This window comes from Candidatus Uabimicrobium amorphum (genome assembly GCF_009002475.1).
Classification (GTDB): Bacteria; Planctomycetota; Uabimicrobiia; order Uabimicrobiales; family Uabimicrobiaceae; genus Uabimicrobium; species Uabimicrobium amorphum.
On sequence record NZ_AP019860.1, the window covers coordinates 1,750,585 to 1,776,146 of the forward strand.

Annotated in this window: 18 protein-coding genes; 7 read left to right on the forward strand and 11 right to left on the reverse strand. The window is 39.1% G+C overall.

The annotated features are described in order from the left end of the window. Positions 1-60: 60 nt before the first annotated feature. The 7 genes from UABAM_RS06165 to UABAM_RS06195 all read left to right on the forward strand — a co-directional run bounded on the left by UABAM_RS06165 (position 61) and on the right by UABAM_RS06195 (position 8,239). A complete protein-coding gene (locus UABAM_RS06165) occupies positions 61-1,485 on the forward strand; it encodes a sigma 54-interacting transcriptional regulator (RefSeq protein ID WP_151967129.1) in 1,425 nt (474 codons plus the stop codon). Positions 1,486-1,691: 206 nt separating this feature from the next. After that, complete coding sequence (locus tag UABAM_RS06170) at positions 1,692-2,087, forward strand: hypothetical protein (RefSeq protein WP_151967130.1); 396 nt, start codon at positions 1,692-1,694, stop codon at positions 2,085-2,087. A 154-nt stretch (positions 2,088-2,241) separates the two neighbouring features. Beyond that, complete coding sequence (locus UABAM_RS06175) at positions 2,242-3,843, forward strand: serine/threonine protein kinase (protein ID WP_151967131.1); 1,602 nt, start codon at positions 2,242-2,244, stop codon at positions 3,841-3,843. 8 nt (positions 3,844-3,851) lie between these two features. Then, entirely contained in the window at positions 3,852-4,538 is a 687-nt protein-coding gene (locus UABAM_RS06180) for an ATP-binding cassette domain-containing protein (RefSeq protein ID WP_151967132.1), read from the forward strand. 3 nt (positions 4,539-4,541) lie between these two features. After that, a complete protein-coding gene (locus UABAM_RS06185; RefSeq protein WP_151967133.1) occupies positions 4,542-5,453 on the forward strand; it encodes a phosphatase domain-containing putative toxin in 912 nt (303 codons plus the stop codon). A gap of 699 nt (positions 5,454-6,152) precedes the next feature. Then, entirely contained in the window at positions 6,153-6,548 is a 396-nt protein-coding gene (locus tag UABAM_RS06190; RefSeq protein ID WP_152021968.1) for a hypothetical protein, read from the forward strand. 122 nt (positions 6,549-6,670) lie between these two features. Next, complete coding sequence (locus tag UABAM_RS06195) at positions 6,671-8,239, forward strand: serine/threonine-protein kinase (protein ID WP_151967134.1); 1,569 nt, start codon at positions 6,671-6,673, stop codon at positions 8,237-8,239. A 317-nt stretch (positions 8,240-8,556) separates the two neighbouring features. Here the strand turns inward: UABAM_RS06195 and UABAM_RS06200 are convergent, their stop codons facing one another. The 11 genes from UABAM_RS06200 to UABAM_RS06250 all read right to left on the reverse strand — a co-directional run bounded on the left by UABAM_RS06200 (position 8,557) and on the right by UABAM_RS06250 (position 25,553). Then, on the reverse strand, positions 8,557-9,441 hold the full coding sequence (locus UABAM_RS06200) for a leucine-rich repeat domain-containing protein (RefSeq protein ID WP_151967135.1): 885 nt from the start codon (positions 9,439-9,441) through the stop codon (positions 8,557-8,559). Beyond that, on the reverse strand, positions 9,431-11,074 hold the full coding sequence (locus UABAM_RS06205) for a B12-binding domain-containing radical SAM protein (RefSeq protein ID WP_151967136.1): 1,644 nt from the start codon (positions 11,072-11,074) through the stop codon (positions 9,431-9,433). The genes UABAM_RS06200 and UABAM_RS06205 overlap by 11 nt, the downstream gene beginning before the upstream one ends. Continuing rightward, positions 11,071-11,388 carry a rhodanese-like domain-containing protein gene (locus tag UABAM_RS06210; protein ID WP_173013162.1) on the reverse strand — a complete coding sequence of 106 codons (318 nt, stop codon included), beginning with the start codon at positions 11,386-11,388 and terminating at the stop codon, positions 11,071-11,073. Before UABAM_RS06210 ends, UABAM_RS06205 begins: the two co-directional genes overlap by 4 nt. A gap of 75 nt (positions 11,389-11,463) precedes the next feature. Beyond that, positions 11,464-13,521, reverse strand: a complete 2,058-nt coding sequence (locus tag UABAM_RS06215; RefSeq protein ID WP_151967138.1) for a GumC family protein — start codon at positions 13,519-13,521, stop codon at positions 11,464-11,466. Between the two features lie 12 nt (positions 13,522-13,533). Next, positions 13,534-14,859 carry an SLBB domain-containing protein gene (locus UABAM_RS06220; RefSeq protein WP_151967139.1) on the reverse strand — a complete coding sequence of 442 codons (1,326 nt, stop codon included), beginning with the start codon at positions 14,857-14,859 and terminating at the stop codon, positions 13,534-13,536. Further along, positions 14,846-16,054, reverse strand: coding sequence for a porin family protein (locus tag UABAM_RS06225; RefSeq protein ID WP_151967140.1), 1,209 nt, complete (start codon positions 16,052-16,054; stop codon positions 14,846-14,848). Before UABAM_RS06225 ends, UABAM_RS06220 begins: the two co-directional genes overlap by 14 nt. Positions 16,055-16,128: 74 nt before the next feature. Continuing rightward, complete coding sequence (locus UABAM_RS06230; protein WP_151967141.1) at positions 16,129-18,894, reverse strand: O-antigen ligase family protein; 2,766 nt, start codon at positions 18,892-18,894, stop codon at positions 16,129-16,131. Continuing rightward, positions 18,854-21,217 carry a FecR domain-containing protein gene (locus UABAM_RS06235; RefSeq protein WP_151967142.1) on the reverse strand — a complete coding sequence of 788 codons (2,364 nt, stop codon included), beginning with the start codon at positions 21,215-21,217 and terminating at the stop codon, positions 18,854-18,856. Before UABAM_RS06235 ends, UABAM_RS06230 begins: the two co-directional genes overlap by 41 nt. Before the next feature lie 253 nt (positions 21,218-21,470). Next, positions 21,471-24,524 carry a CHASE2 domain-containing protein gene (locus UABAM_RS06240; RefSeq protein WP_151967143.1) on the reverse strand — a complete coding sequence of 1,018 codons (3,054 nt, stop codon included), beginning with the start codon at positions 24,522-24,524 and terminating at the stop codon, positions 21,471-21,473. A gap of 150 nt (positions 24,525-24,674) precedes the next feature. After that, complete coding sequence (locus UABAM_RS06245) at positions 24,675-25,277, reverse strand: hypothetical protein (protein ID WP_151967144.1); 603 nt, start codon at positions 25,275-25,277, stop codon at positions 24,675-24,677. A gap of 57 nt (positions 25,278-25,334) precedes the next feature. Continuing rightward, positions 25,335-25,553 (reverse strand): hypothetical protein, encoded by a 219-nt coding sequence (locus UABAM_RS06250; RefSeq protein WP_151967145.1) that lies wholly within the window; start codon positions 25,551-25,553, stop codon positions 25,335-25,337. Positions 25,554-25,562: the final 9 nt, after the last annotated feature.

Here is a 25,562-nt window from a genome sequence, read left to right on the forward strand (position 1 = left end):
ACAAAATTAGTTTTAACAATGGGAAAATAGGTCTTGTGACGGTTTTTTTAGGGGAAAGGGATGGACAATTTTTCAGGCGTTATTCCGTCTAAAAATAGCAATAATAATACAATCTACACATCCTTCATTTTAAATTTGGCAAAAGAACTTCGGTGCTCATTTTTGGGAATATATCTCATAGAACATCAACAAACCGTTCATCTTGGAATTGTAAACAATAATAATCAACAATACACGATTGAAAATAGCAAATGGCGCGTGCAAAAGGAGTTTTCTCATCTTCGTGATGAAATTAAATTCGATCAAGAGTGGAAATCGAAAAAAAATTGGCACTGGTGCTCTATAAACAATTTTCTATTTGTATGTCGTGCTGACCAAAATTGCGATGTAAAAAAACTACAAAGTACCTGTGAGTCTGTTGCTATTTTTACGCCTAGTTTTGTGTCACTCACACACAAATCTACACAGAAAAATAGTGTCTTAAAAAACAAACGCTCGCTACTAAAATATCCGTACAGCGATATTATTGGTCAAAGTAATTTACTTTTAGAAACACTGAGTTACGTTGACAAGGTAATTCAATATACCGATGCAAATGATTTGATTTACATTCATGGTGAAATAGGCACGGGAAAATCTATTCTCGCGCAAAACATTCACAGATATAGTTTTAGAGGTAACAAACCATTTATCGAGGTCAACTGTGGTGCTCTTGTCGAAACTTTATGCGAAACAGAATTTTTTGGCATAGCTCCTAACTCTGGTATTTCAGGGGCTCCAGCTCAAGGCCGTCCAGGTCTTTTTGAACTTGCCAATGGTGGTTTTCTATTTCTCGACGAAGTTTCTGAGTTGTTGCCTTCTATGCAATCGGCGTTACTCCGCGTTGTAGAGGGGGCACCTTTTCGACGTGTATGTGGCAGTCACAATATCTATGTAGACGTGCGTATTATATCAGCAAGTAGTCGCGATATAAAAACACTAGACAAACGTAGCTTCATGCCTGAGCTGGCAGAACGTTTGGAAACAGTACGCATAGAAGTACCTTCTTTAGCACAAAGAAAAGAAGACATACCTTTTCTCATTGAATATTTCTGTGGTCAGTTATCAGCATCGCGCTCTAAGGCAATTACACTTGAACTCAAGCAGCGTATGTCTGCGTATGATTGGCCAGGTAACATCCGTCAGCTAAACAATTGTATACGCCAGTGTTCTCTGGGTAGAGTTCCGCAGTATCTACAGCGGCAGCAAATAAAAGATTATTGTTCTTTAGATTTAGCTGTCCGTGATTGCACACTACACATCATCATAAAGAGGGTTGCGGCTTTTGCCACAAAGAATAATCGTTTTTCTATGGATGATGTCGCGCAATCTTTTTCTTTATCACGCGAAGCTTTTAGACGCAGGTTAAAAGCAATTGGATACACATGGAAGCAGATTAAAGAGTTAAGTAACAAATGTGCGCATTCCGCACATTCATGTTCTTGAAATACATCGCGATCCGTGTGAAAACCACAAAGCAAACTTGAATTTTTTTTAACTCTTAAATAAAATATAGCTCTAGATACGCTTAAATAAAACAACTTACTGTATTTTTTTATCCTTTTAAGCAAAAAAATATACAATTTGGCATAATAATTGTTTAAACAGATGGAAAACATACAATTTGTATAAAACAAGAAAGGAGCTATATCATGAGCGTTGACTCTATTATCGCAAAGTGTATAGGAGAGGTACCAAAAGCATTGGCCGCAGGTGTAATTGACCTGGACATGGGGATGCTGCTAAACGTCAAAACCGTAGATAGTCACCCTTCTGAAGTACTAGATCTTGTGGCGGCCGCCACAAAAGATCTTTTTGAGGGAGATAATGTTACCGCCATCGAGAACACGTTCAAAAAAATGCGTGGTGTGGAAAGTGATGAACGTTATTTTCAAGAAATGCTGATCACTTCAGCGAATCTTCTTCACTACTTTGGGCGCTTAAAATCAAATCCGCGCATCGCAATAGTTGTTGTATGCCGCGTGGATGCGAACATTGGAATGGTGATGTCCAAGTCTAGAGCAATTGTCAATAGTGAGACTACATAAACTTAGATATTGGGAAAATTTAGGTTTTAGATTTTAGCCTTTTAGTTTTAGGTTTTGAATCTGGCAAAATCAATTTTGCCAGATTTTTCTCTTTACATTTTTTGCTATATAAAGTTATTTCCAACGCAAAAAAATTTATAGTAAGGGAAATAAAATGTTGGACCAAAAAGTCATCAACAACTTTAAAATCATTCGCCTACTGGGATATGGGGGAATGGGGGAAGTGTACCTAGCAGAGCAGCAAGACCTCGAACGCCTTGTTGCCCTTAAAATTATTTACAAAACAATGCAGATAGACTTCATTGAAAGATTTAAACGCGAAGCAAAAATTGCAGCGGCTTTACAACACCCAAATATTGTCAATATATATAGCATTGGTGAAGAAAAAGATTTTTTCTATATCGCCATGGAATATGTGGAAGGACACGATATCCAGCATATTCTTGCAGAAGGCGCTTTGCCTGAAATAGAGGTGTGGCACGAAATTGCATTACCTGTTTGTTCAGCATTACAGAAAGCAGCAACGAAAAACATCATACACCGCGACATAAAACCCGCAAACTTGATGTTTGACATCAATGGTAATGTCAAACTTACCGACTTCGGTTTATCAAAAACCATAACCGGTGGTGATGGAATTACGATGGAAGGTACAATACTAGGTACACCTGAATATATGAGTCCTGAGCAGGCCACGCACAACGACTTAGATTTTCGTTCGGATATATACTCCCTAGGTGCAACTGTTTATCATTTACTCACAGGTCACTATATTTTTACGGGCCAGCATTTTGTCGACATACTGCTTAAGCACAAAAGTGAAAAAGTACTCCCGCCACAACAGCACGTGCCCAGTTTAAAAATAGCGACAAGCCGTATCTTGGCAAAAATGTTAGCAAAAAATCCCGACGATCGCTATCTTCAGTATGAAGACCTGATTTGTGATGTAGATGCGCTCATCAATAACAAACCACTACAGTATGCGAAAGACTCAAAAATATTAGACGTATATACCTATAATCCTGAAAAAAAGAAAACAACCTCACAACGTTTGAAAACATGGTTAATGTCACCTACAAAAGAAAATCAGGATACAAAAACAACTTCACGCGTTATCAAAGGAACCATCACCTCACGTATTGTTTTGGCAATGAAAGACAAACAAAATACCGAGGTAGTGAAGACACAAAAGAAAGATGTGAATATTCCTCTAGCAACAAAACAAGTACAACATGACACCATTCACGAAGACGAATTGACACACATACAGAACACAATGAGTGAAGACAAAATACAACTTCCTCAAAAAAATCAAAGCAATCGGCATCTCAAAATCGATGAGCAAACGATCAGCCAGGCTATTGATAACAATGACTTTAGTAATTATATCGTAGATTTTTACCAAGAAATGAAATCGACCCTTTTAAGATCTTCGACAACGGCCATATTGGTGGCCTTTTACATACCACAACCCATGATATATAAAGTTCTGGAAGGGCGTAGCGCAGATGAGCAAAACCTGCAAATACTACAAAAATCACACTTACTAGGGAAAAAACTCGAACCATTATTTGACGAAAATATTTTTATGCATGAAACATTTAAAGATGACCATTACCAAGCATTGTTGTGGAGTCGTGCACAGGATATTGCCTTTGTTTACATAGATACTCTCAGCAACTTAAGTAAGATGTCAATATGCCATACAAATATTTTCGGTATATATAGAAACATGAAACAAAAAATACCTGTTTAGGATAAACAATGATTTCCGCAAAGAATCTTAGTGTTGGTTATGGGGAAAAAACTATATTAGAACATATTTCATTTGCAATACCGGAAAAGTCTACAACAGTCATTATGGGGCCAGGGGGTAGCGGAAAAACAACCATTTTAAAGATGCTAATTGGTACATCTATTGATGAAGAGCTTTGGTATACGGGAGAGTTCAACTACCCAACAACGCCGCCGTTTTTTTGTCCACAAAATAAAAGTTTCCACCCAAAAGGCTCACTGTGTGAAATTTTACAGGAGCATTATCCAAAAGCAAAGAGTGACAATTTTCTTCATTCGGTGTGGCGCTCTTTTCCGGACGTTTTCGCTTCTCTAAAGAAGATACAGAAAACACCTCTTTGTGAGTTACCTCTAGGAACAGCAAAACTTGCCTATTTGTCCATTGCACTGGGAAATAAATACCCCTACGTAATTTTAGATGAACCGGAGCGTTACTTAAAATTCGAAGAGCAACAACTGCTTATAAAAAAAATAGCAGAAGTAAAAACAGAAAAAACATTGGTTATTACAACACATAATCAACGTTTTAGTCGTGAAGTGGCTGATTTTGTCATGTTATTTGTGTACGGTGAACTCATCGAGTGTGCTGATCGCGATAGTTTTTTTCTACACCCCAAACATGACAGAACAAAACAATACCTCAGATATGGGAGTTAAAATATGCCTGTTGGATTCTGTTGGATCATAGATCAAAAGTTAGCGGGAGCTGGTCAACCTGGGTTGATACATGATATCGCGGAAGATTATTCTTACTACAAAAACTTGGGTATTTCTTTTATCGTAAACTTGACGGAGAATATTGTACCTCCCTCTCCTACACAGTATGGTTTTCGCGAAAAACATTTTCCCATCAACGATATGTCCATACCCAATATGCCGGCAGCACACCAACTATGTCAAGAAATTTTGACAGCAATTGATGAAGGGGAAACAGTGCTCTTACACTGTAAAGCTGGTCTGGGAAGAACAGGAACTATTTTGGCTTGCTGTCTTGTTTTGCAGGGGAAAACCGCCATAGATGCGCTACAATATATTCGCATAAAAAATAGTAGTTATGTGCAAACCACAGAACAAGAAGAGTTTATTGACCAATACCAATTATACTGCCAGCAAAATAAATGCGAAATAGATCCTCAAAAAGTAGAAAATAAACAGGTAATAGCGAGCAAAGACCCCATAGAAAAAAAGCCTTCTGAAAATCGTCTATTTGATAAATTTATCGAACAAATTCCCGACACCGTTGCAACAGCAATTATTGATTTACAAACACAAAAAATGACACATTTGCAAACGATAGATAATCACCCGCAACAAGTAATCGATTTACTGTATGCCGCAACAGAGGATATGTATCAAGGACCAAAAATACAAGAAATAGAACAACTTTTTTGTCAAATACGCCAAGAACAAAAACCTCATTATTTTAAAGAAATCATTGTCTTTTCTAAAAATCTAATTCACTACTTTTCGCGCTTTTCCAATAATCCGCATCACATTGCCGTGATCGTATGTCGTACAAACGTTAACTTAGCAAATCTTGTCAGCAAAGCCCGAAGCTACGTCTGGCAATAATAAATGTAAAATTCCAATATTCATACCAGCCCTTTGGTGAATTACTTTCCCCCTCCTTTTCTATAAGTACACTTCTAGAACTAAGTTTTTGTAAAATTTAGTTCTAAGCTTTCGATAAAATAGAGTATGCACGAGTCTGACACCAAAGTCCGACTGATGTGTACGAGTCTGACACCAAACAAGTCTGACACCAAATGTGTACGAGTCTGACACCAAAACCAAAGTCCGGAGTGTGTGCGAGTATGCACGAGTCTGACACATCAGTCCGACTAATGTGCACGAGTCTGACACCACACCTTGACACCAAATGTGTACGAGTCTGACACCAAAGTCCGACTGATGTGTACGAGTCTGACACCAAACGAGTCTGACACCAAAGTCCGACTGATGTGCACGAGTCTGACACCAAAGTCCGACTGATGTGTACGAGTCTGACACCAACACCAAAGTCCGACTAATGTGCACGAGTCTGACACCAAACGAGTCTGACACCAAAGTCCGACTGATGTGCACGAGTCTGACACCAAAGTCAAAACAGTACTCAAATTTAAATTTTTCAAAAAAAAATACTTCTATATTCCTTTAAAAATATAGTTTGTATTAAAAGAGATATATTTTTATCGAAAAAAAAGCCATCGGCGCACTAATTGCGCCAGTAATGAGTATTAAATTATACTACATAGAGGAAAGGAGCTTATGATGAGTGTTGATTCTATTATTGCTAAATGTATGGCGGAAGTACCTAAAGCATTAGCAGCAGGGGTAATAGACCTAGACATGGGAATGTTACTCAATGTAAAAACGGTAGATAGTCATCCGTCCGAAGTGCTAGATCTTGTAGCTGCGGCAACGAAAGATCTCTTTGAAGGGGACAATGTTACCGCAATTGAAAATATATTCAAAAAAATGCGCGGTGTCGAAAGCGATGAGCGTTATTTTAAAGAAATGTTAATCACTTCAGCGAACCTTCTTCACTACTTCGCCCGCCTGAAATCAAATCCACGTATCGCCATAGTAGTGGTTTGTCGTGTCGATGCCAACATTGGAATGGTAATGTCAAAATCACGATCTATCGCAGGTAGCGAAACTACTTAAAAAAAGGTTTTATAGGTGTAAGCTAAATCTGGCAAAGTTTGCCAGGTTTAGTATTAAATTTATTCATTTAACATTGTTATTTATTTCCGCTCTGAAAAACTTCATATGTTAAGGGAAATAAAATGCCAGATCAAAAAGTCATTAATAACTTTAAAATCATACGTCTACTGGGATATGGCGGTATGGGCGAGGTATATCTTGCAGAACAACAAGATCTGGAGCGTTTAGTTGCAATTAAAATTGTCGACAAAGCAACACAACTTGACTTCATTGAAAGATTCAAACGTGAAGCTAAAATCGCCGCAGCTTTACAGCATCCTAACATTGTTAACATTTACAGTATCGGTGAAGAAAAAGACTTTTTTTACATCACAATGGAATATGTGGAAGGGCAAGATATCGAGCACATTCTCGAGGAAGGTCCTTTACCAGAACTTGAAGTATGGCATCAAATTGTCATACCTATTTGTTCTGCGCTACAAAAAGCGGCAACCAAAAACATTATCCATCGCGATATAAAACCATCCAATCTGATGTTCGATGTTAATGGATGTGTTAAACTCACCGATTTTGGTTTGTCAAAAACTATTGTAGAGAGCAACGGTCTTACCACCGAAGGTGTAATACTGGGGACTCCAGAATACATGAGTCCAGAGCAAGCGACACATAATAACTTGGACTTTCGTTCGGACATATATTCTTTGGGAGCCACAATCTATCATTTATTAACCTGTCACAAAGTTTTTTCCGGACAACACTTTGTCGATATACTACTTAAACACAAAATAGAAAAAATCATTCCTCCCCAGGAATATATACCGGAATTACGAATAGCAACTAGTCGCATTTTGGCGAAAATGCTAGCAAAAGATCCCGATGATCGCTACCAAACATACGAACAATTGATTTGTGATGTAGAGGCACTCATCGATAATAAACCACTCCAGTATGCAGATGCGAAAGCGCTATCTGTATATACAATAAACCCAGAAAAAAAGAAAAGTACAACTCAACGTCTAAAAAAGTGGTTAATGTCACCAAATAGTGACCCAGCAGACTCCAAACCAACATCGCGCATCATAAAGGGAAGAATTACCTCACGCCTTGTTTTGACAATGCAAAACAAAAATATATCGCCACAAAAAACCGCAACTAATATTGAGACGCCTGAAAAGGTCAAACAAAACGACAATATCGAGATGGTTGAAAAAACAAAGCAAAGCGAGGTTATAGAAAGTGTCCATGATGCGGTGATGAACAAGAGTAACACCAACGAATCCACTGTACATCAAAATATCGATATGGACGACTTTAGCAATTATATTATGGACTTTTATCAAGAAGCTAAGTCAACTCTCTTACGCGCGTCAACGACAACACTACTCATCGCCTTTTATATCCCTCAAAAAACAATATACAAAGTGTTAGAGGGAAGAGCAGACAGTGATGAGCTCAAGGGAATACTACACGAAACGCAACTATTGGGAAAAAACCTAGAGTCGTTATTTGATAAAGATATTTTTATGTATGAAACTTTCAAAGACAATCACTATCAAGCCATAATATGGGGACGCGCGCAAGATATTGCTTTTGTGTATTTAGATACTCTTAGTAGTCTAAGCAAAATGACTTTGTCTCATGTAAATGCTTTTAGTATATACAAAAATATGAAACAGAAAATACCGGTTTAGGACAACGTATGATTTCGGCCAAGAACCTAAGCGTTGGCTACGGTGAAAAAAAGTGTTACAGAATATTTCGTTTACCTCGGTTTTTGGGTACGGTATGACCGTGCCCAACAGCTCACTGTTGTTTTATTAAAATGAAACAACAGTGAGCTGTTGGAATTGTACAACTTGGTCGTGTAAAGTGTTGCACAGTTACCACTTACGGTTAAAATTGCAAAACCATTTTATTTTGTAGTTCCAGAGAACAAGTACTATATATGATTACTATTACACTTAATTCTTAAGTCAATAGTGACAGCGGCGGTTACGGCGATCATAACTTAACCGTGAATGCAACACCATGGCATTTCTTCTCGCAAAAATTCTATGTTTTCTCGGCTCATACGTGAAGAATAGACACCTAAGTGTTTGAGATGAGACATTTGTTTGAAAAATTCGATCGCTTCGTCACAAATGTAGGTGTGGGGTAGTTCCAGTTTTTCCAATTGTGGAATTTGCAACAGCGTCTCTAGTCCCGCCGTACTTATTGTTGTATATCCCAAATACAAAAAGCGTAAATTCGTTAAATTGACCAATGCCTCCAAATTCGCATTTTTAATATTCGTTCGTCCCAAATTTAAGACTTCCAGATTTTTTAACTCACCAAGATTTTTCCACTCATTTTCACGAAACGAGTTATAGCTTAAATCTAACTTGCACAAATGTTTTATATTTTGTAGTGGGGCAATCTCGCTTATTTTCGTACCACTCAAATTGAGATCTTCTAGTTGGGAAAATAATTGTAGATGTTCTAAATCTCTATCATTTACAATTCGTGCGCTGATATCCAACGATTGTAGGTTTTTGATATTCTGTAGATAGTTAAAATCCAAGCTACAGACAGGTACGCGCATTTTTTTTACTTGTACCGCCGACTTAATCCATGATACAGAGCCTTTGGTGATCGCCAAATCTTCCATGCAACCACCTTCTAGAACTAAATTTTTGCAAAAATTTAGTTCTAAACTGTGAAAATTGCATTGGGTAAACGAGCAATCTTCACAGTATAAAATTTGCACTTCTCTTTCGCGAAAACTACAGTTGCAGAATATGACATTATTACAAAGAACGATTTGCGAAATATAAATAGCACAACCGTCATAGCAGGTATTGCTTTCGATACTGTGTACATTTTTCCGCGCAACTTTATTCATTTTAGCAGACAAATTTTACTCCTGGTATGGCAAGATTTATCCGTGTATTATTTTGTGTCGCTATGTATTCTAAGTTTTGCCACACATCAAAAAAAAGTGTGCTTTTAAACTTCGGCAACTCTTTGTAGCCTTTCTTGGTATACGCATACAATTTCTTTTCACAAAATAACTTCTGCAAAATATCGCTACCTATTTTATCACGTCCACCATTTTCCTGGGCTATTGCCAGGGCTTCATCAACAGAACAATTTTCTACCCGCAATCCTTTAAAAAAATTGATGATACGCGTTGTGATGAATAATGTGTATATATCTTCGCGTTGAAAATGTTCCGTTTCTATTGCCATTGCAGTCAAACGTGAGGTAAACATTTCTTTTACAGATAATGGAGGAAAATTTTTGGCAATCGGCGCATTTGGCGTCAGATAAAACATCGATGCTCCCAATAAAATAGGAAGTCTTGCACCAAAACTCAGTGTCTGAATCATAGAAGCGAGACTTTCGGAGGGCAATCCAAGTATTTGGTAAGAGACAATCGAAAACCCCAAATGTACAGCGTCCTCGACAACCTTTCTGTATTTTTCCACCGTATGAGGTCTTTTTGTGGTTTCGCGCACCGTTTTGTCAGAACTAACTAATGCGAGATTTAGATGCGTAAACCCTGCCTCTTTCATGAGCTGTAATAATTCGCCATCTAAACTCAGATAGGAAATACCATTCATCGCCACAAACTGCACATCTTTCTCTGGAAAAGCCGCAATAAGCTCGCGGCATAAGAATTTCATTTCTTTTACATAAAAAGTTAAATTGTCATCTTCAAAATCAAAAATACGATAGCCTTCATTATAACGTTCTTTTATTTCGGCGATTACATCTTGTGGACATCTACGTCGGTAACGCTTTCCAAAAGTCAAATGTACAGAACAAAAAGTACACTTGTGTGGACAACTACGCGAAGTAATCATAAAGGATAGAGGTCGCTTTTCAAATAGATAGCGATTTTGATCTAAATCACTCAAATCGGGATGTGGTAAGTCGTCAATAAGGTAATTTTCTCCTTGTGGATTGAAAAACAACTGTTTATTTTTTTTGTAACCCAAATTAGAGACTTGGTCGTAGTTTTTTCCGCCTTGCCATTCGCGAAGAAGTTCCACAATTGGTTTTTCTCCCTCCCCACAAATCACAAAATCAACATGATCATCTTGAAGAATGCTCTGTGGCACCGCAGAAACATGTGAGCCTCCGACAACCACAGGACAATTTGCCTTTTCTTTTACAATTTTTGCGACCTGCAGTACTTCGCGATAATACGGTGTGAATAGCGATGAAATACCAACAAAATCAGGAGAAAATTCTGTTATTTCTACGGCGATTTGTTCAAAAGTGGCCCCAAAATGGTAGTAGTGATAGAACGAGCAAAATGGACTTTTATCGGGGTGAGGATAATATTCTTGTAGATATTTTAATTCCTTAGGAATAGGTAGGGTTTTTCTTCCCCACCCTTGATGAAAATCACGTATCGTAACATCTACATGGGGAAGAAATTTACCGATAGCTGCTTTAAGGTAACATAAGCCGATCGGCTGCAACCGAATATCGGTATCGTAAAAATCTTGGATAGGTGGTTGTATTAGCAGTAATTTCATTTTTCAATTGGCAAATTGTTTTCTGCCCATTCTAACATTCCACCATCCATGTGGTAAATTTTCTTAAATCCGAAATCTTTGACTTTTTCTAGGGCCATTGCACTACGTCCACCACTTCTACAATGCATCACATAAGTAGTGTCTTTGTCTAATTTTTGCATTTCGTCCATAAAATTTTCTGATTTTATATCAATATTTAGAGCGTCTTTAATATGTCCGTCGTTGTATTCATTCGCTGTTCTAACATCGAGGACTACGACAGAGCTGTCTTCCATAATTGTTTGTGCTTGCTTTGCTGAAACATTTTCGAACACGTTTTTATCCCTTTCTGGAGTAGATGAACAAGATAGTAAAAAAACAACGATTAGAAATAAAAGTCTTTTCATTTTTTAGCTTCCATAATAATAATAGTAACTACCATCCATGTTAGAAACATCTTTAGATTTACTGTTAAAAATAGTACCCTGCAACGACATTTGTAGTACATCTAAACGGCGCAGTACATTTCGCAGTAATTTTTTCTTACATTTATTGACCGTCACGACAAGAAATATTTTCGCCCCGTTGTTGGCCAGTAACAATACGTCAGATATCAATCCCACAGGCGGTGTGTCGAAGATAATATAATCGTACTTTTCTGCTAAATCTTGTAAGATTTTCTGTAATTCGCTATTGTAAATCGTCTGGTGAGGATCTTCGGGTAGAGTACCTGCTGGTAAGCACCACAAATTATCTTCGAGCTTAAGCACCACATCTTCGAACTTAACCTTATCTTGAATCAAGTCCGCAAATCCCAATGATTGAGAAATATCAAAGCTACTACTGATGCGTGGTTTATATAAATCCGCATCCACTAACAAAACTTTTTTTCCTGACTTGGCAATTGTTTGACTGATGTTTGTGGTGATCACAGTCTTTCCGTCACCGGCCCATGGACTTGTTACCGCGAATATTTTTTGCTCATTTTCCATCAACAAAACATTCAACGATAAAGAACGAAAAGCTTCGGCAATAGGTGATTTACTGTAGTTAGTCACCACTTTTTCGATATCTTTTCCATAACGGCGTTTTGAAATAAAAGGAATTTGTCCAAAGACAGGGACATCCACCAACTCACGCATGTCTTTTTCATTTTGTATTGTGTCATCGAGACTTTCTAACAAAAATACCGCCAGTATTCCCATGAATATTCCTAAAAAACCACTCATCACGTAGTTGACGAGTGCGCGTGGCCTGTATATGTCATTTTTGGCTGGTGCAAGGGCCTTGTGCTCACGACGTATATTATTTACCTCATAACCGCTAATTGCCTTTATGTCTTTCAATTTATCCATAAAGTTATTGTAGGTATTTAGCTGTACGTCATATTCGCGTTTGGCGTGCTGGTAGTCGATATATATTTGCCGTTGCTTGAGAAGTTTCTTTTTTTCTTGTTGTAAAAGCTGCTCTAGCTGCTGTTTTTTATATACAAGTCCCAAATATTCTTGTTCTTCGCGGTGTACAAATAAACGTGCTTCTTGCTCAATTTTACGCTTTGTATTGGTAATGCTCTTCTTTAGCCATACCATGGTGCGGTGTTCTGGTTGATATCGCAAACGGTTTTCTGCATATTTTTGCTGTAGTTCAAATTCACGTTGACGCAAATTACTGAGAAGTTCACTTTCACGGAAAAACTCTAAGCGTAAAATAGCTTCCAACGTACCTTTTTTACGTGCAATAGCGCATTTATCGTAGTTATTTTTTTTTGTCAAAAGTTCCACATTGATGCTTTGAATTTTGTCTAACAATTTTTCAATTTGAGTCGTGTCAAAATTGTTTTCGCTATTTGTAAAAAATAAGATGTTGCGATGATTCTCTTCGAATTCTTTCAGGCGCTCTTCCGCTTCTGCCAGGCTTTGCTTCCTTTCGGGTAATCCTTGATTTAAGAACTTCAGCACTTGATTTTGTGAAGATTTTTGATTACGTTTGTACTCTTCGATATATATATCCACAAGTAAATTAGCAATTGTAGCGCAATGCTGTGGCTGCTTACCAATGACACCTACCTCAAAGATGTAAGTGTTACGTCGGTAAGAAATAGCAATTTGCCTTTGTACTTGTTTTATGGAAACTTGTTCCTTTGGTTTACCGAAAAATTCGCGACAAATATCGTCGTCTAGACGTTCGACAAGAAGGCGCATCGTCCCTTCGCCTTGTAAAATTTGTTTTTGTGTGTTCACAAAATATTGCATGTGAGCGTTAAATTCTTCTTGAACTTCAATTCCAGCAATATTGCGCTTTTGGGGAGGAGTAATCGACAACGCAGCTGTTGTCTTGTAGAGCCTTGTTTGTTTGGAGGTATATAACACTCCCCCCACAACAAATATTGTAAAAATAATGGCGATAAACCACTTTCTTCTGTACAAAAGTTCTAAATAATAGCGAATATTTAAATTTAAATTTTCCATGTATACCAATTTCTACCATAAACCATAGTCGCAATAAACAACGTCACCAGAACGCATTTCAATATCTTGTTTACTATCTCCAGAGGTAATGGCATCAAAATCGATAGAAAACTTTTGCGTTTTTCCAGTGGTAGAATAACGAAACACGCGAATAGAACGCGAAGCGTACTGAGTCAAACCACCGGCATTGGCAATAACAGTGGAAAGACGTACAGAGCGTCCGATAAGTCTCACAGTTCCTGGCTGCTTTACCTGTCCATAGACGGTCACCACATTTTCGTTTTGCGAGGGAACCACAACAATATCATCTGCCTCAAGCAAAATCAGTTCGCTTTGTTTGATATCTGATGCAGAAACTACGGTTACATCGTAACCTTCTTCTGCCTGTCTAAGTATTTTAATATTGGCAAGATCCGCTTCCTGCGTTGGCCCTTCAGCCAGAGATAGAGCAAACCACAAATTCATCTTTTCGTTTTTTTGCAAAGGAAATGATCCCGGAGATTTTACATTTCCCTGCACATGAATCTTGGGAGCTTCTTTGACAATAATCAAGTCTCCTGGTTGTAATATAACATCTTTTGTGACATCGTAATTTTCTAAAAGATCTTGCAGAGGTATGGGAATTACTTTTTGCTTGTTACTGACACGTCTTGTTAACGAAATGCGATTAAAGTCCGCTTCTTTAGGAGAAACCCCTGCGGAAATGAGAAACTGACTCGCGGTCATTCCTTTTGTCGGATCTAAAACAACACTGTTTTTGCCATTTTCCACACCATATAAATAGACACGTCTTTCCGCCCAACTCTCTACAGAAATACTCACCACTGGTTCTACATAATATTTTTCAAGTTTTGAGACGAGAATTTCTTCTAGTTCTGCAACAGTTTTTCCAATAACTTGGATTTTTTTTGCGTATGGATAAGAAATAATGCCGCTGTTAGAAATCGCAAATTCTCGCGTCATTTCATCTTCGCCGGCCAACTCGATTTTTATTTTATCTCCGGCAATAAATCGCGCTTCCACATCTAAATTTAGATCTGGTATGCGCAACGCCTTTATTTCTTGCGTCGTGCTGTTGTTTTGCTCGTCCTGCTTATTAGTGTTTATATTGGTGTTCGCTGTATTTTGTTGTGCATTATTTTGAGTATTTGTGTTTGTATTTGTGTCCGTGTTCGTATTGGATTGTGAATTATCAACCACATCATTTTTTTGCGTATTCTTTGCCACCTCTAAAGGATCGGGAACAAACTCGTCAGGAGGAGTTTCACACCCTAAGACGAGTAAAATTAACAAACACAGTACATACAGTTTATTCTTACAATGCTTAAAAAACCACATTGATGCCTCCTCCGGTTTTCAGCCATACAAAATCGGCTATACTATCATCTTTTACGGACAAACTACAAAAGGCTTCGAATTCTACACCATCAAATAAACGATATACAACATTAACCCCAGATGTGTAAAGATAACTGGTGGCACCATTTTCTGGATTTCCATGTAACAAACTAAAATTAGTTTTGATCACCGTATTTTCGGTAAGTAAATACTCCGTTCCTGCTCCAACAACAGAAATTAACTGAAAGTCGCCAGCAAATGTAGGCAACGTTTGACGTAAGAGTGAAAGAGTCATACGCAAGTTTGGTGAAGGCTGCCAGACCAAAAAGGCCTTAAGACCTACATAATCAAATGAGGTACGATGATCTAGACCTACTTGCAATAGTACATACAAACTCTCCGTAAACGCGATCTCTACACCTGGCAATATCTTTACTCCAAGAGTATCACTTTGTTGATCCCCTGCGACAATAGCCGCTTCGCGATAATTGATATAATCCCAAGCCGTCTCAAAAAGGAAAGTAACGTTTTGTCTCGGTCTGTACTTCAACACATACGCTTGCCCATAGTTGTGATAGTCCCCTTCTATGTCTTCGAAGTCTAGAAAGGAATGAAATGACTGTACTTCAAAAATCAATTGCTTGTATTGAAATCCTATTGCCGATTTTGAGGTACTTTGGTTCCACGGTGAGCGATCGTTTAACTCTACGGTGTTTGGTACTGTGTTACGCGATACTTCACTTTTAAAAGAGGCGTAAAAATTTCGCCCTTTGTAGCTAAAATCAATAGACCCTCGCGGCAAAAATTGATCTAGAGAATTTTCCTCAAGATAATCTTCATAGCGAAATATACCGGTCAATCCTATTTGCCAGCTTTCTTGCACATATCGCAAGTCCGACTGTAACTGTGTTGCCCACACAAAGTCGTCCGCACGATCTTCGCCTTCGTTTAAGAAAACGTTGCTGTCATAATAAAAAACAGTAGAAACTCGATTGGTCCATTGTAAAGCTTGTGTTTTAGGGGTTAAATCAAAACCGCGATTTGCATAAAATAAATCAATCCCAGCTGGTCCTTGTTCCTCTTCTGGCGTTGCCTGTTCTTGTTGCTGTTCCTGCTGTTGCTGTTGTGTATTTTCAAAATCTTGAGAGATGACAATGCCTAAAAAGAGAATCATCAGACACATATATTTTATCATAGTATTTATTTCCTATTACGTGCTGTCCCGAAACAGGGAAAGATGGAACTGGTTTCTGTTGTTCAAAAAACAGCTTACTCTTCCTTTTTACTTTCGAGATGAGTGACCAATGAATTGATTTCAAAGTCACCGTTGTTCCTTTGTTGAGCTTTTTTAGCCCAAAGTAAAGATTTATTGTACAATTTGTGATTGTAAAAAGCATATGCTACCCATTTGTACAATTTAAATGGTTTTTCCATAAAAGGAGAATATTTGCGCACGCGTATTTCTACATCATTCCACATGTTTCTCTTTAACAAAGATTGTAGCAAATATATCAAGTAGCGAAAATTTTGCCTATCTTGTTCCACTGCCTTTTCCGCGTAGAGAATATGATCTTCTAGCTGTAATTTTTTTTCTGCGATGAGTGCTCTCAAGTAAAAGATAGTGGCATTTGCGGCAAAGTTCTTCTCGCACTCTATGAGAAAAGTTTCCACCTTAGACATAGAGATATTTATCTCTACCGCTTTTTCTACCATTTCTAAAGACAGAGGTAAATCATAATTATTTGACTTTGCAACATCGACAGCTTCATCCCAATACTTCTTCGCAACAAGAGTATTCACTATTTCGCGAAGTAGTGTAGCGTCGATATCAACTCGAGCGTAGTTTTCAAGGGCTTTATCTATGCTGCCATCATGAACATGAATGTGCCCCAATAGAAAATTCTTTTTTGAATTGTCACCTTTGATATGTCGCGCCATACGCCGTGCCATATCCAGTTCGTTATTTTGCAAAAAGTATTTTCCCGCTTCAAGTACAAAGTCGTTTTCTTTCGGAAAAACAACGCCATACCAACGTTCTTCCTTCTCGTAGTGAGAAGAAATGCTTCTCCAAGCCTTGAATATGTCTGGTAAAGGTGCACAATCTCTCTTACTCATCACCCACAGACGATCGGCAATTAAATCAAGGTAAACTTTACGCTGTGTCTGTTCCCAACGTTTTAACCAATATTTTGCAATAATAGCGGCATACTTACTTTTGTAGGGACCAAGAGTAACTCCCGTCGTCATGTACTGGTCGGCTTTTTTATAATCTTTCTGAGCAAAATATACCTCTGCCAAACGAACATAGACAGCATGGTTATTGGGCATAATCTCACGTGATTTTTCTAGAAAAAAAGCAGCAGACTTCAGCAGTTCGTCCTTTTTCGCAAAATGCAAACGCGCGGCTTCTCGGTAAAAAAAACCAATTTTGTACAACAGTTCTGGATCTCTTTGGTTCCATGCGAGAGACTCTTTTAAAACATCCACCGTATTTAAAATCTTATTACGCTGTTCAACAACGCCTAGCTTTCGATTTTTGTAAAAAGTATCAAATATTTTTTTGGGTTGTAAATGGCTACTATAACCGCGACAAAAAGATTCATACGCAATAGGACTTGCTGCAACAGTAAACAAAACTAACCAAATGTAAGAACTCTTCTTGGCAGGCTCTACGATTACTTTTTTACGTGTGATGAGAAGTCCCATTAAAAGTGCCAGTAGCAAACGGTGACTATCTATCTGCAACCCATAGTCGACAAAACCATGGCAAAATAACACCACGCAGCCTGCCAGACATCCGGCCCATAACGTTCGCGACAGTACACAATCTTCGCGTATTTTCCATGTATATCGCAACCAAACAAGTAGCAAAAGGCTCAGGAGCACAACTCCCACAACCCCATACTCCATTGCCCATTGCACATAGTCGTTGTGTGGATAGACAAAATGATCTAAGTGTGATTTGTTGTACGCGGGTGTTGCATAAAAGTAGTTACGGCCACCAACCCCCAATGGATAATCAGAGGCCACCTGCATAGAGATATCCCATAACTCCGAACGTATATCCCCTTTTTCTACTGCCAAAGCAAAGCGTTCATATATATTATTAAGAGTCGATAAATAGAGGTATAGCAAAAAAATGGCTACGAGAGGAACAATCTTTTTACTATGTACTATCATCTGTTTAAAAGTTACATTATGCCTGTAGACATATAAAAGTAAAAAACAGACACTGCCACAGAAAAAGCTTAAAATAGCTCCTCTCGAAACACTCAGGAAAATACACAAAACGATGATTAGTGTACATATAAAAAGTATTGCGATTTTTGAAAAGTTTCGACTCTGCCATACACAAACGAGCATATTCTTCTTTGTCGATTTCTTCAAGCTATGTGCAACAAACTTTACAAACCAGGACAGAGAAAGTATGCCAATTACAGCTAAGAAACCCGCAAAAGTATTGCGACACACAAACGTGCCATGTACCTCACCTCGTATGATGGGTAAGTAAGTAACAATGGGGTCTTTTACTAAAAACTGTGCCAAACCCAAACATGCCTGAAAAAGGCCAACAACGATAATTGCACCTAACAAATAACGTGCATTTTTCGAAGTGGAGGCAATTTGCGGAACTAAAAATAGCACAAGTATCGGCAAAAGCCACTTGTAAATCGCAATTTTTGCTTCGTAGAGATTTGTCGTGGTCGCTTGTAGTGTTTCCCAAGGCAATGAAATGTTGCGTAAAGTATAAGGAGCTTTTAATACTTGTTCGTGAAGTAGAAACCACTGCACCACCATAAAAACAGAAACACAACCCGCCAAAAACAATACAGAACTTGGAATCTGCACAATGTGGTTTTTTGTATTGACAATTAACACACAAAACCAACAAGCAAAAACCACGATTAGCAACGTAACTTGAGGAATCGGGTCCACAGCACCGTATAAACACGATGCTGTGAATAGTGCACATGAAATAACAAATAACAGTAGTTTACTGACCACCGCCGGAGTCGCCATTCTCATTCGTAACATCACTTTCGTTTGCACCACTTGTTATATTGTCAAATGCATCAGATGCACCACCGCCGCCTGCAGAGCCGCCGCCGTCGCCACCAGGACCGTCACCGCCACCGCTAGCTCCACTGTCGCCGCCGCCTGTGTCACCACCACCGTCGCCGCCTGCGTCACCACCGCCGTCGCCACCTGCGTCACCACCGTCGCCGCCTGCATCACCGTCGCCACCTGCATCACCGTCGCCGCCTGCATCACCGTCGCCGCCTGCATCACCGTCGCCGCCGTCTCCTTCGCCACCGTCGCCGTCGCCGCCGTCTCCTTCACCGCCGTCTCCGTCACCTTCACCGTCGCCGCCGTCACCTTCGCCGTCTCCTTCGCCGTCTCCTTCGCCGTCTCCTTCGCCGTCTCCTTCGCCGTCTCCTTCGCCTTCGCCGTCTCCGCCGCCATCGCCGTCTCCGCCGCCATCGCCGTCACCGCCACTAGAAGATGTAAGACCAGTTTGATTGGTACTACTCTCTGCGGTTTGGTCAATCATGTCGCCCATGGCATCAGCAAATTGCGGATTTTCATCGGCAAGATTAATCATGCTACCAACACCACTTTGGTCAAGGGTATCCGGGTTAGACTCGGGAACATTTGCCACAACCTCATAACTTCCTTCAGGATCAATGTTCCCCTCGGTAACGGCTACGCTACCTGAGTTCACAATATTTTGTGGTTCTTGCGTTACTTCTTGTCCCGCAGAACTACTCACTTGGGAGTTAGGGTTGTCTTCCATCAATGCCGCATCAGATTGAAAACTAGCTGTGGCATCGCCGCTACCAGCAAGAGAATTATCACTAGATTGCTCAATGAGAGTATCAGGAGCTGTTCCCTCTTGGGGCGTTCCATCCAATTGGTCAAAAGATCCTTCCTCAAAGTTCATGAAGGATTGGTGATTCTGTGTGTCGACATTACTCATATCGGTACTCACAGAACTAGTCGCTTGGCTACTAGGATTTAGGGCCATAGAGTCAACCGTGTTGTTGATTGCTCCCTGAATGCCATTAAAACTTGGTTGTTCAAATGCTGTATTATAGCTGGTGTACACGTTACTTGCTTGCGCTGCTGACTCTCCAGGACTGATCATCTCCGCCCCAACGTAATTTCCAGTGGTATCTACATTTCCAGAAAGGGTTGTTTGCGCAGATTGCCCCGTTGCAGCATCGTGACCATATTCAACAACTGTACCACGAAGTCCACATACCATGTTTGGCGTTTGTAAATAACTTTTCACTTTGGACTTTTTACCACTCTTAAACCACATCTTTCCGGTAAAGCAGGTTATACGACGCTCTTTCTTTTTTGAGTTTGGTTTTTTGTGCTGTTGAATCAAGGTACTGGTAAATGGGCGTATTTTTAACAAACCGCCATCGGCAAATTTCACCTGGACCTTGCCACGTTTTGTTTGAACATGGTCTCCCGCATATAGAATTCGTCCTGGTTTTTTGATACGTTCAATCTTTCGTCCCGAACGAACTATGGCAAAACCTTTCACTCTTAGAACACGTCCCACCTGCGGTTTTGTGGGAACTGCTGCGATTTCGACAACTGTACCACGAAGTCCACATACCATATTTGGTGTTTGTACGTAGTTTTTAATTTTTTTGTTAAAACCACTTTTCATCCATAATTTACCGGAAAAACAGGTAACGCGTCGCTTGGTTTTACCTTCTTTTTTCTTCTCTTGTATACGGATGCGCGAAAAAGGTCTTACCTTGATCACTGCACCATCGTTTAAAGTAACAATCGCTTTACCGCGTTTTGTCTGAATACGGTCATCGGCATAAACAAGAACACCTTTTTTCTTCACACGCAGTATCTTTTTACCAGACTGGAGGATGACACGTCCTTTAACTGCGGTAATCGAACCGATTTCTTTTTTCTTCGGAAAAGCACCAATCTCTACTTCTGTACCACGAAGTCCACATACCATGTTTGGTGTTTGTAGATAATTCTTAACTTTGGACTTCTTTCCACTTTTAAACCATACTTTTCCTGCAAAACACGTTACTCTACGTGTTTTTTTGCCTTTTTCTATTTTGTTACCTATACGAGTACTAGAAAACGGACGCACAGTCATTTGAGCGCCATCGTTAAATAGTATTTTCGCATGTCCTTTTTTCGCCTGAATGAAATCTCCATTGCTTAGCGGTTGGTTTTTGCTCTTCAAGCGAAAGATTTTCTTTCCGCTTTTGACAATAACGTATCCTCTAAAGGACTGTACTTTTGCAATAGATTCGCAAAAACAAAAGGGTATTAAGAAAATAATAGAGAAAAGTATTGTAAATTTTCGTAACATATTTTTCTCCTACCTAGATTTCCAAGTAAGTAATCTCATATTTTTTCCATGAAAAAAATTTAACTTAAAATATTATTGCAGCCTGACTTGCAGGAATTATTTACTATATTTATGGTTGAAGCCATTTACATAAAAATGAACAAATGGCCACAACCTATTTAAGCTTTTTATTGCATAGTGATTTTGCAGAATATCACCATACGATTATAACACCTTACCTTACAAAGATGCTAGTAATTTCCGGAGGCATATTTTATTTCGATGCTAAACGGAACACGCCATCCCACTCTTCTCCTTCTGCAACAGGAGGAGTTTCTTTAAAGATTTTACAACGTTCAATGAAAACTTCAGATGGGGTTGTCTTGCCATCGGGAAAACGCTCATATTCTAGAGCTTCATGGAATTTCGCCAGAGCTTCATCCCACTTCATTTCTTGGTAAAGCTTCATTGCCTCATCAAAAAGCGGTAGTAAAATTTTCTCCCGCGGAGATAAGTCGTTCTTGAGCGAAATAACTTCAAAGACTTTTACCGGTTCCGACTTACCAACAACGGTAATCTTGTCGATGAAACGAATTTCTACCATTTCATCCATGCGCACTTTACGCTGTAACTCAACGTGTTCGAATTCGTGCTCTGCGGTAAAATGACTCACTAGAGTGTATACGCCATATTGTTTCGCCCCCGATTCTAATCGTGCCGCTAAGTTTACAGGGTCTCCCATCATCGTATAATTCATACGCGTCTTGGACCCCATGTTACCAACCACGATTTCTCCGACATTTATTCCGATACGCATGCGCATATCGTGAACGATCTTTGGCCACTTGTCACCAGGTGCCCACTCTTCGTCGGGAAGACTTTTCACATTGCGATTTTCCACAGAACGTTCTTGACGCCATTTTGCCTTCAAGTCCTCAAGTTTGTCTTGCATGCGTATCGCCGCTTTACAAGCGAAAAAAGCGTGTTCAGTGCTTTTTAGAGGTGCTCCAAAAAACGCAATAATCGCATCACCTTCGTATTTATCCAGAGTCCCCTGTTCTTCCAGAAGAATATCCGTCATCGCCGTTAGATATTCGTTGAGAAGTTCAACAACCTGTGTGGCAGTTAATTTCTCCGAAAAAGTAGAAAAACCTTGAATGTCTGTAAAGTACGCGGTAAATATTCCACTTTCACCACCCAACTGCGGTTGTACCTTAGAGTCATACATGATATCGATCAATTCCGGCGAAATATATTGAGAAAAAGTATTCTGCAAAAATTTGCGATTTCGTTCTTCGGTCAGTAATCTCATGGAAATGATGCCCGAAAATAAAATCGTATTCACCAAAAATAAAGGTATCATATTTAGGTATAAGTTATCTCGGTAAAATATCATGTAACCAATTACACCCACCGAGACAATACCAGCAGCAAACAAGAACAAGCAATAGCGGATGTTCGACCATCTGTAAACCATCGCCAAGATAAAGGCAAAGACAAAAAAGATGACCATTTGCGTTGTGGCATTTACATTAAGGATTTGGTTATCGACAACAATGGTGTTAAATGCATTGGCCATAACCCCAATTCCGAACATGTCTCCAAAAGGTGTGGTTTTTACGTCATCCGCCATACCTGTCGAATAGGCTCCGACAAAAAGATATTTACCGTAATAATTGTACACTCCTTCTGCATATACGTTGTAGATGGCCTCTAGCAACTTCCGCTTTGTCATGGGGGGAACTTGTTCAGGAGGTAACCCCATTTGTTGCGACCAATCCTTGTAGTAGCGAGTGTAATTACGAAAACTAAATTTTTTCCCTGGAAACTGTTCTGCCATTTGCTCAAAAAACATCGCATAAAAAAAATAAAAGCCTTCTATTTGGTTTTCTTCGAGAATGTATGTCTGAAATTCCTCTTCGCCACCTTCCGGATAGGCACTTGTGAAATCAGAAATGACCGATTGTCTTTTTTTCTCGCACAAGTTTTTATACCATGCGACGGTCTCTGGCGCAATTTTTTCGCCTTTGCCAGGAAAGTCAGGAACAAAACCAATGTTGTAACCATCGAGAAAACTTTTTACTGGAATAGTATTGTACGTTTCTACGGAGGCCGTTTGTTCGTTAAAGTTATCTATACGTAAGCGTCCAGGGTAGTTGATAGGTACTTGATGTTTAATTGGGTTGAGGTTAGAATCTTCCACGATAGGCGTTTTAATAACAATGTCTTGCTTTTTATAAAAAATACACTGTATTTTTTGTGACTTTGCTGCCAACGCCGCATCGTATATTTCTTTACCATCTATTAGGCGATAACCGCCCTCCTCTTCGACAAGGTGGATAGGATATGCGGGAGCCCCATCTTCCTCCATTTGTTCAACAAGTGCCTCATACAACAAATAATTATACAAATTCTTGCTGTATTGTTGCGGCTCATTGATATTCTTGATTTTTTCCTTTAGTGAATCAAGACTGCGTTTTTGAGGTTTTTTGTCTATGGGAACATGACTTCCTTTGAGGATCACCTCTTCCTCTTTTATAACAACCGCATCTCTCTTTATACGGTAGTGCGTTAGAAGCATGTTCAAAACACTCGAGTAAAGATAAAATTTCTGTCCTTCGCTGTTTTGATACACGTGAACCATGGGGAAACGTCGCAAAATTAAATCTTGATCAGGTAATGCATTCACAGTTGAAAGCATTGAATTCACTGCAAACTTATCGAGAACAGGTTCAAGGGAGCGGAACATGGGAACGGCATCCTCGGGAGCTTTTTGAGAGTATTGCTGTACGAGATTTTCCGTTTCCTGAATTTGCTTTATATATGAAATATCAGGACGTGCCTGCGAAACAAGAAATAAGTCGGTATATATATTGTCGTATTTTTTCAAAGCTTGTGCAAACTTATCGTCCGACTTACTAAAAATAGAACTCACTTTTTCTAGAAGCTGTGGTTCGTTTTGCAACTCTGTTGCCACGGTTTTGGGCACACGCTCTGGTAATACAAACGTTATATCGAGTTGCATTTGTTTTGGTCCGAATTTGTTTACAGCATTGATATACTGAGCATAAACATCTCTATACCAAGGCCATTTACCGATGTTTCCAAGAGAAACATCATCGATTTTTACGATTAAAGTATCTTCATGAGTAAAGGGATTGACTTCTTCTCCTCCCATATACTGCTCTAGTTTTACTTCGCGTCTATCGAAAAAGAAATCGCGGACAAGGTACTCTGCGCGATCAAAAGCGGTAAAACGCGTTAAAAAACCATGTAATACAAAAATCGCAATACTAATGAAAATAACATACAGAATGTTTTTTTTCACAACAATCTCCGTAAAATGTAGTGATATTCCTTTACAACTTTAATTTTCGGCTTTATTTTCCATCTGAAATAAAAAAAATGCGAAAATTGTTCATAATTCTCGCATTTTTTATATTTCATTACCAGTATAAAATTGTTTTACAATGTGCAACTATGAGCGGTTGCGTCTTCTATTCCTTCTCATGGGTTTTTCATGTCCAGGGACACCTTTGTTGTATTTGTATTTCTTACGTCCCATATCAATATACTTTGCCGTGTCAAATAGCTCAAATGGTATAAAAGGACGTTCCGCCATGCGTTCATGTAATACTTGATCTGAACTCTTTAACCCTGTATCAATGAATGCATGTACGCGTTTAAAATCAGACTCTTTGCGCTTTTCGATATTTTTGACGTCAAAACCTTGTAGTTTGCTTTGCTTTTGCAATTTTGCGTCGGAGAAAAAGGCTTTTTCAAGATGTGTATTTAAAAATAGTTCGTTGCGTTGTGAGATAGGTAGTTTGGTATTGTGGTACAACTTATTCAGGGATACCGCCAACTTAGCTTCGGAAAGAAAGGCTTCGGGATTCCAGAAACCAGGCAAACAGTTTACCACACGTGCGTCTTTGGTCATAAAAAACATTTGCACGTTGTGATGTCCTGAGCAGTTGGTCACGGTAACAGCTTCGTAAGAAGGTAAGTGCGTGTTTGATGTACCTGCATAGTTTGTTTTTCCCGCAATATTGCGCAGTCCACTAATGAAGTGCTTTTGCATAAATCTCATTACACGTTTATCAGAGAGCGTCACGGCTCTCAAAGAGTGGCCAGCGCTTCACAATCCGCCATCTAATTCGCCGACGACTTGCAACCAAAAAATCATTTTATTTTTTTTCGTTGCTTCTTTTTGTAGTTCTTCTAAAGAGTCACTCCAGTCATAGACCGCCATAACTTTGGCAACGTTTTTCTTCACCTGACTTGCGGACACCGCTTGCTTTAAAGTATCGGCATTTACAAGTGTTAAAAATAGTAACAGTAACAATAACTTTTTCATAGTAGCCTC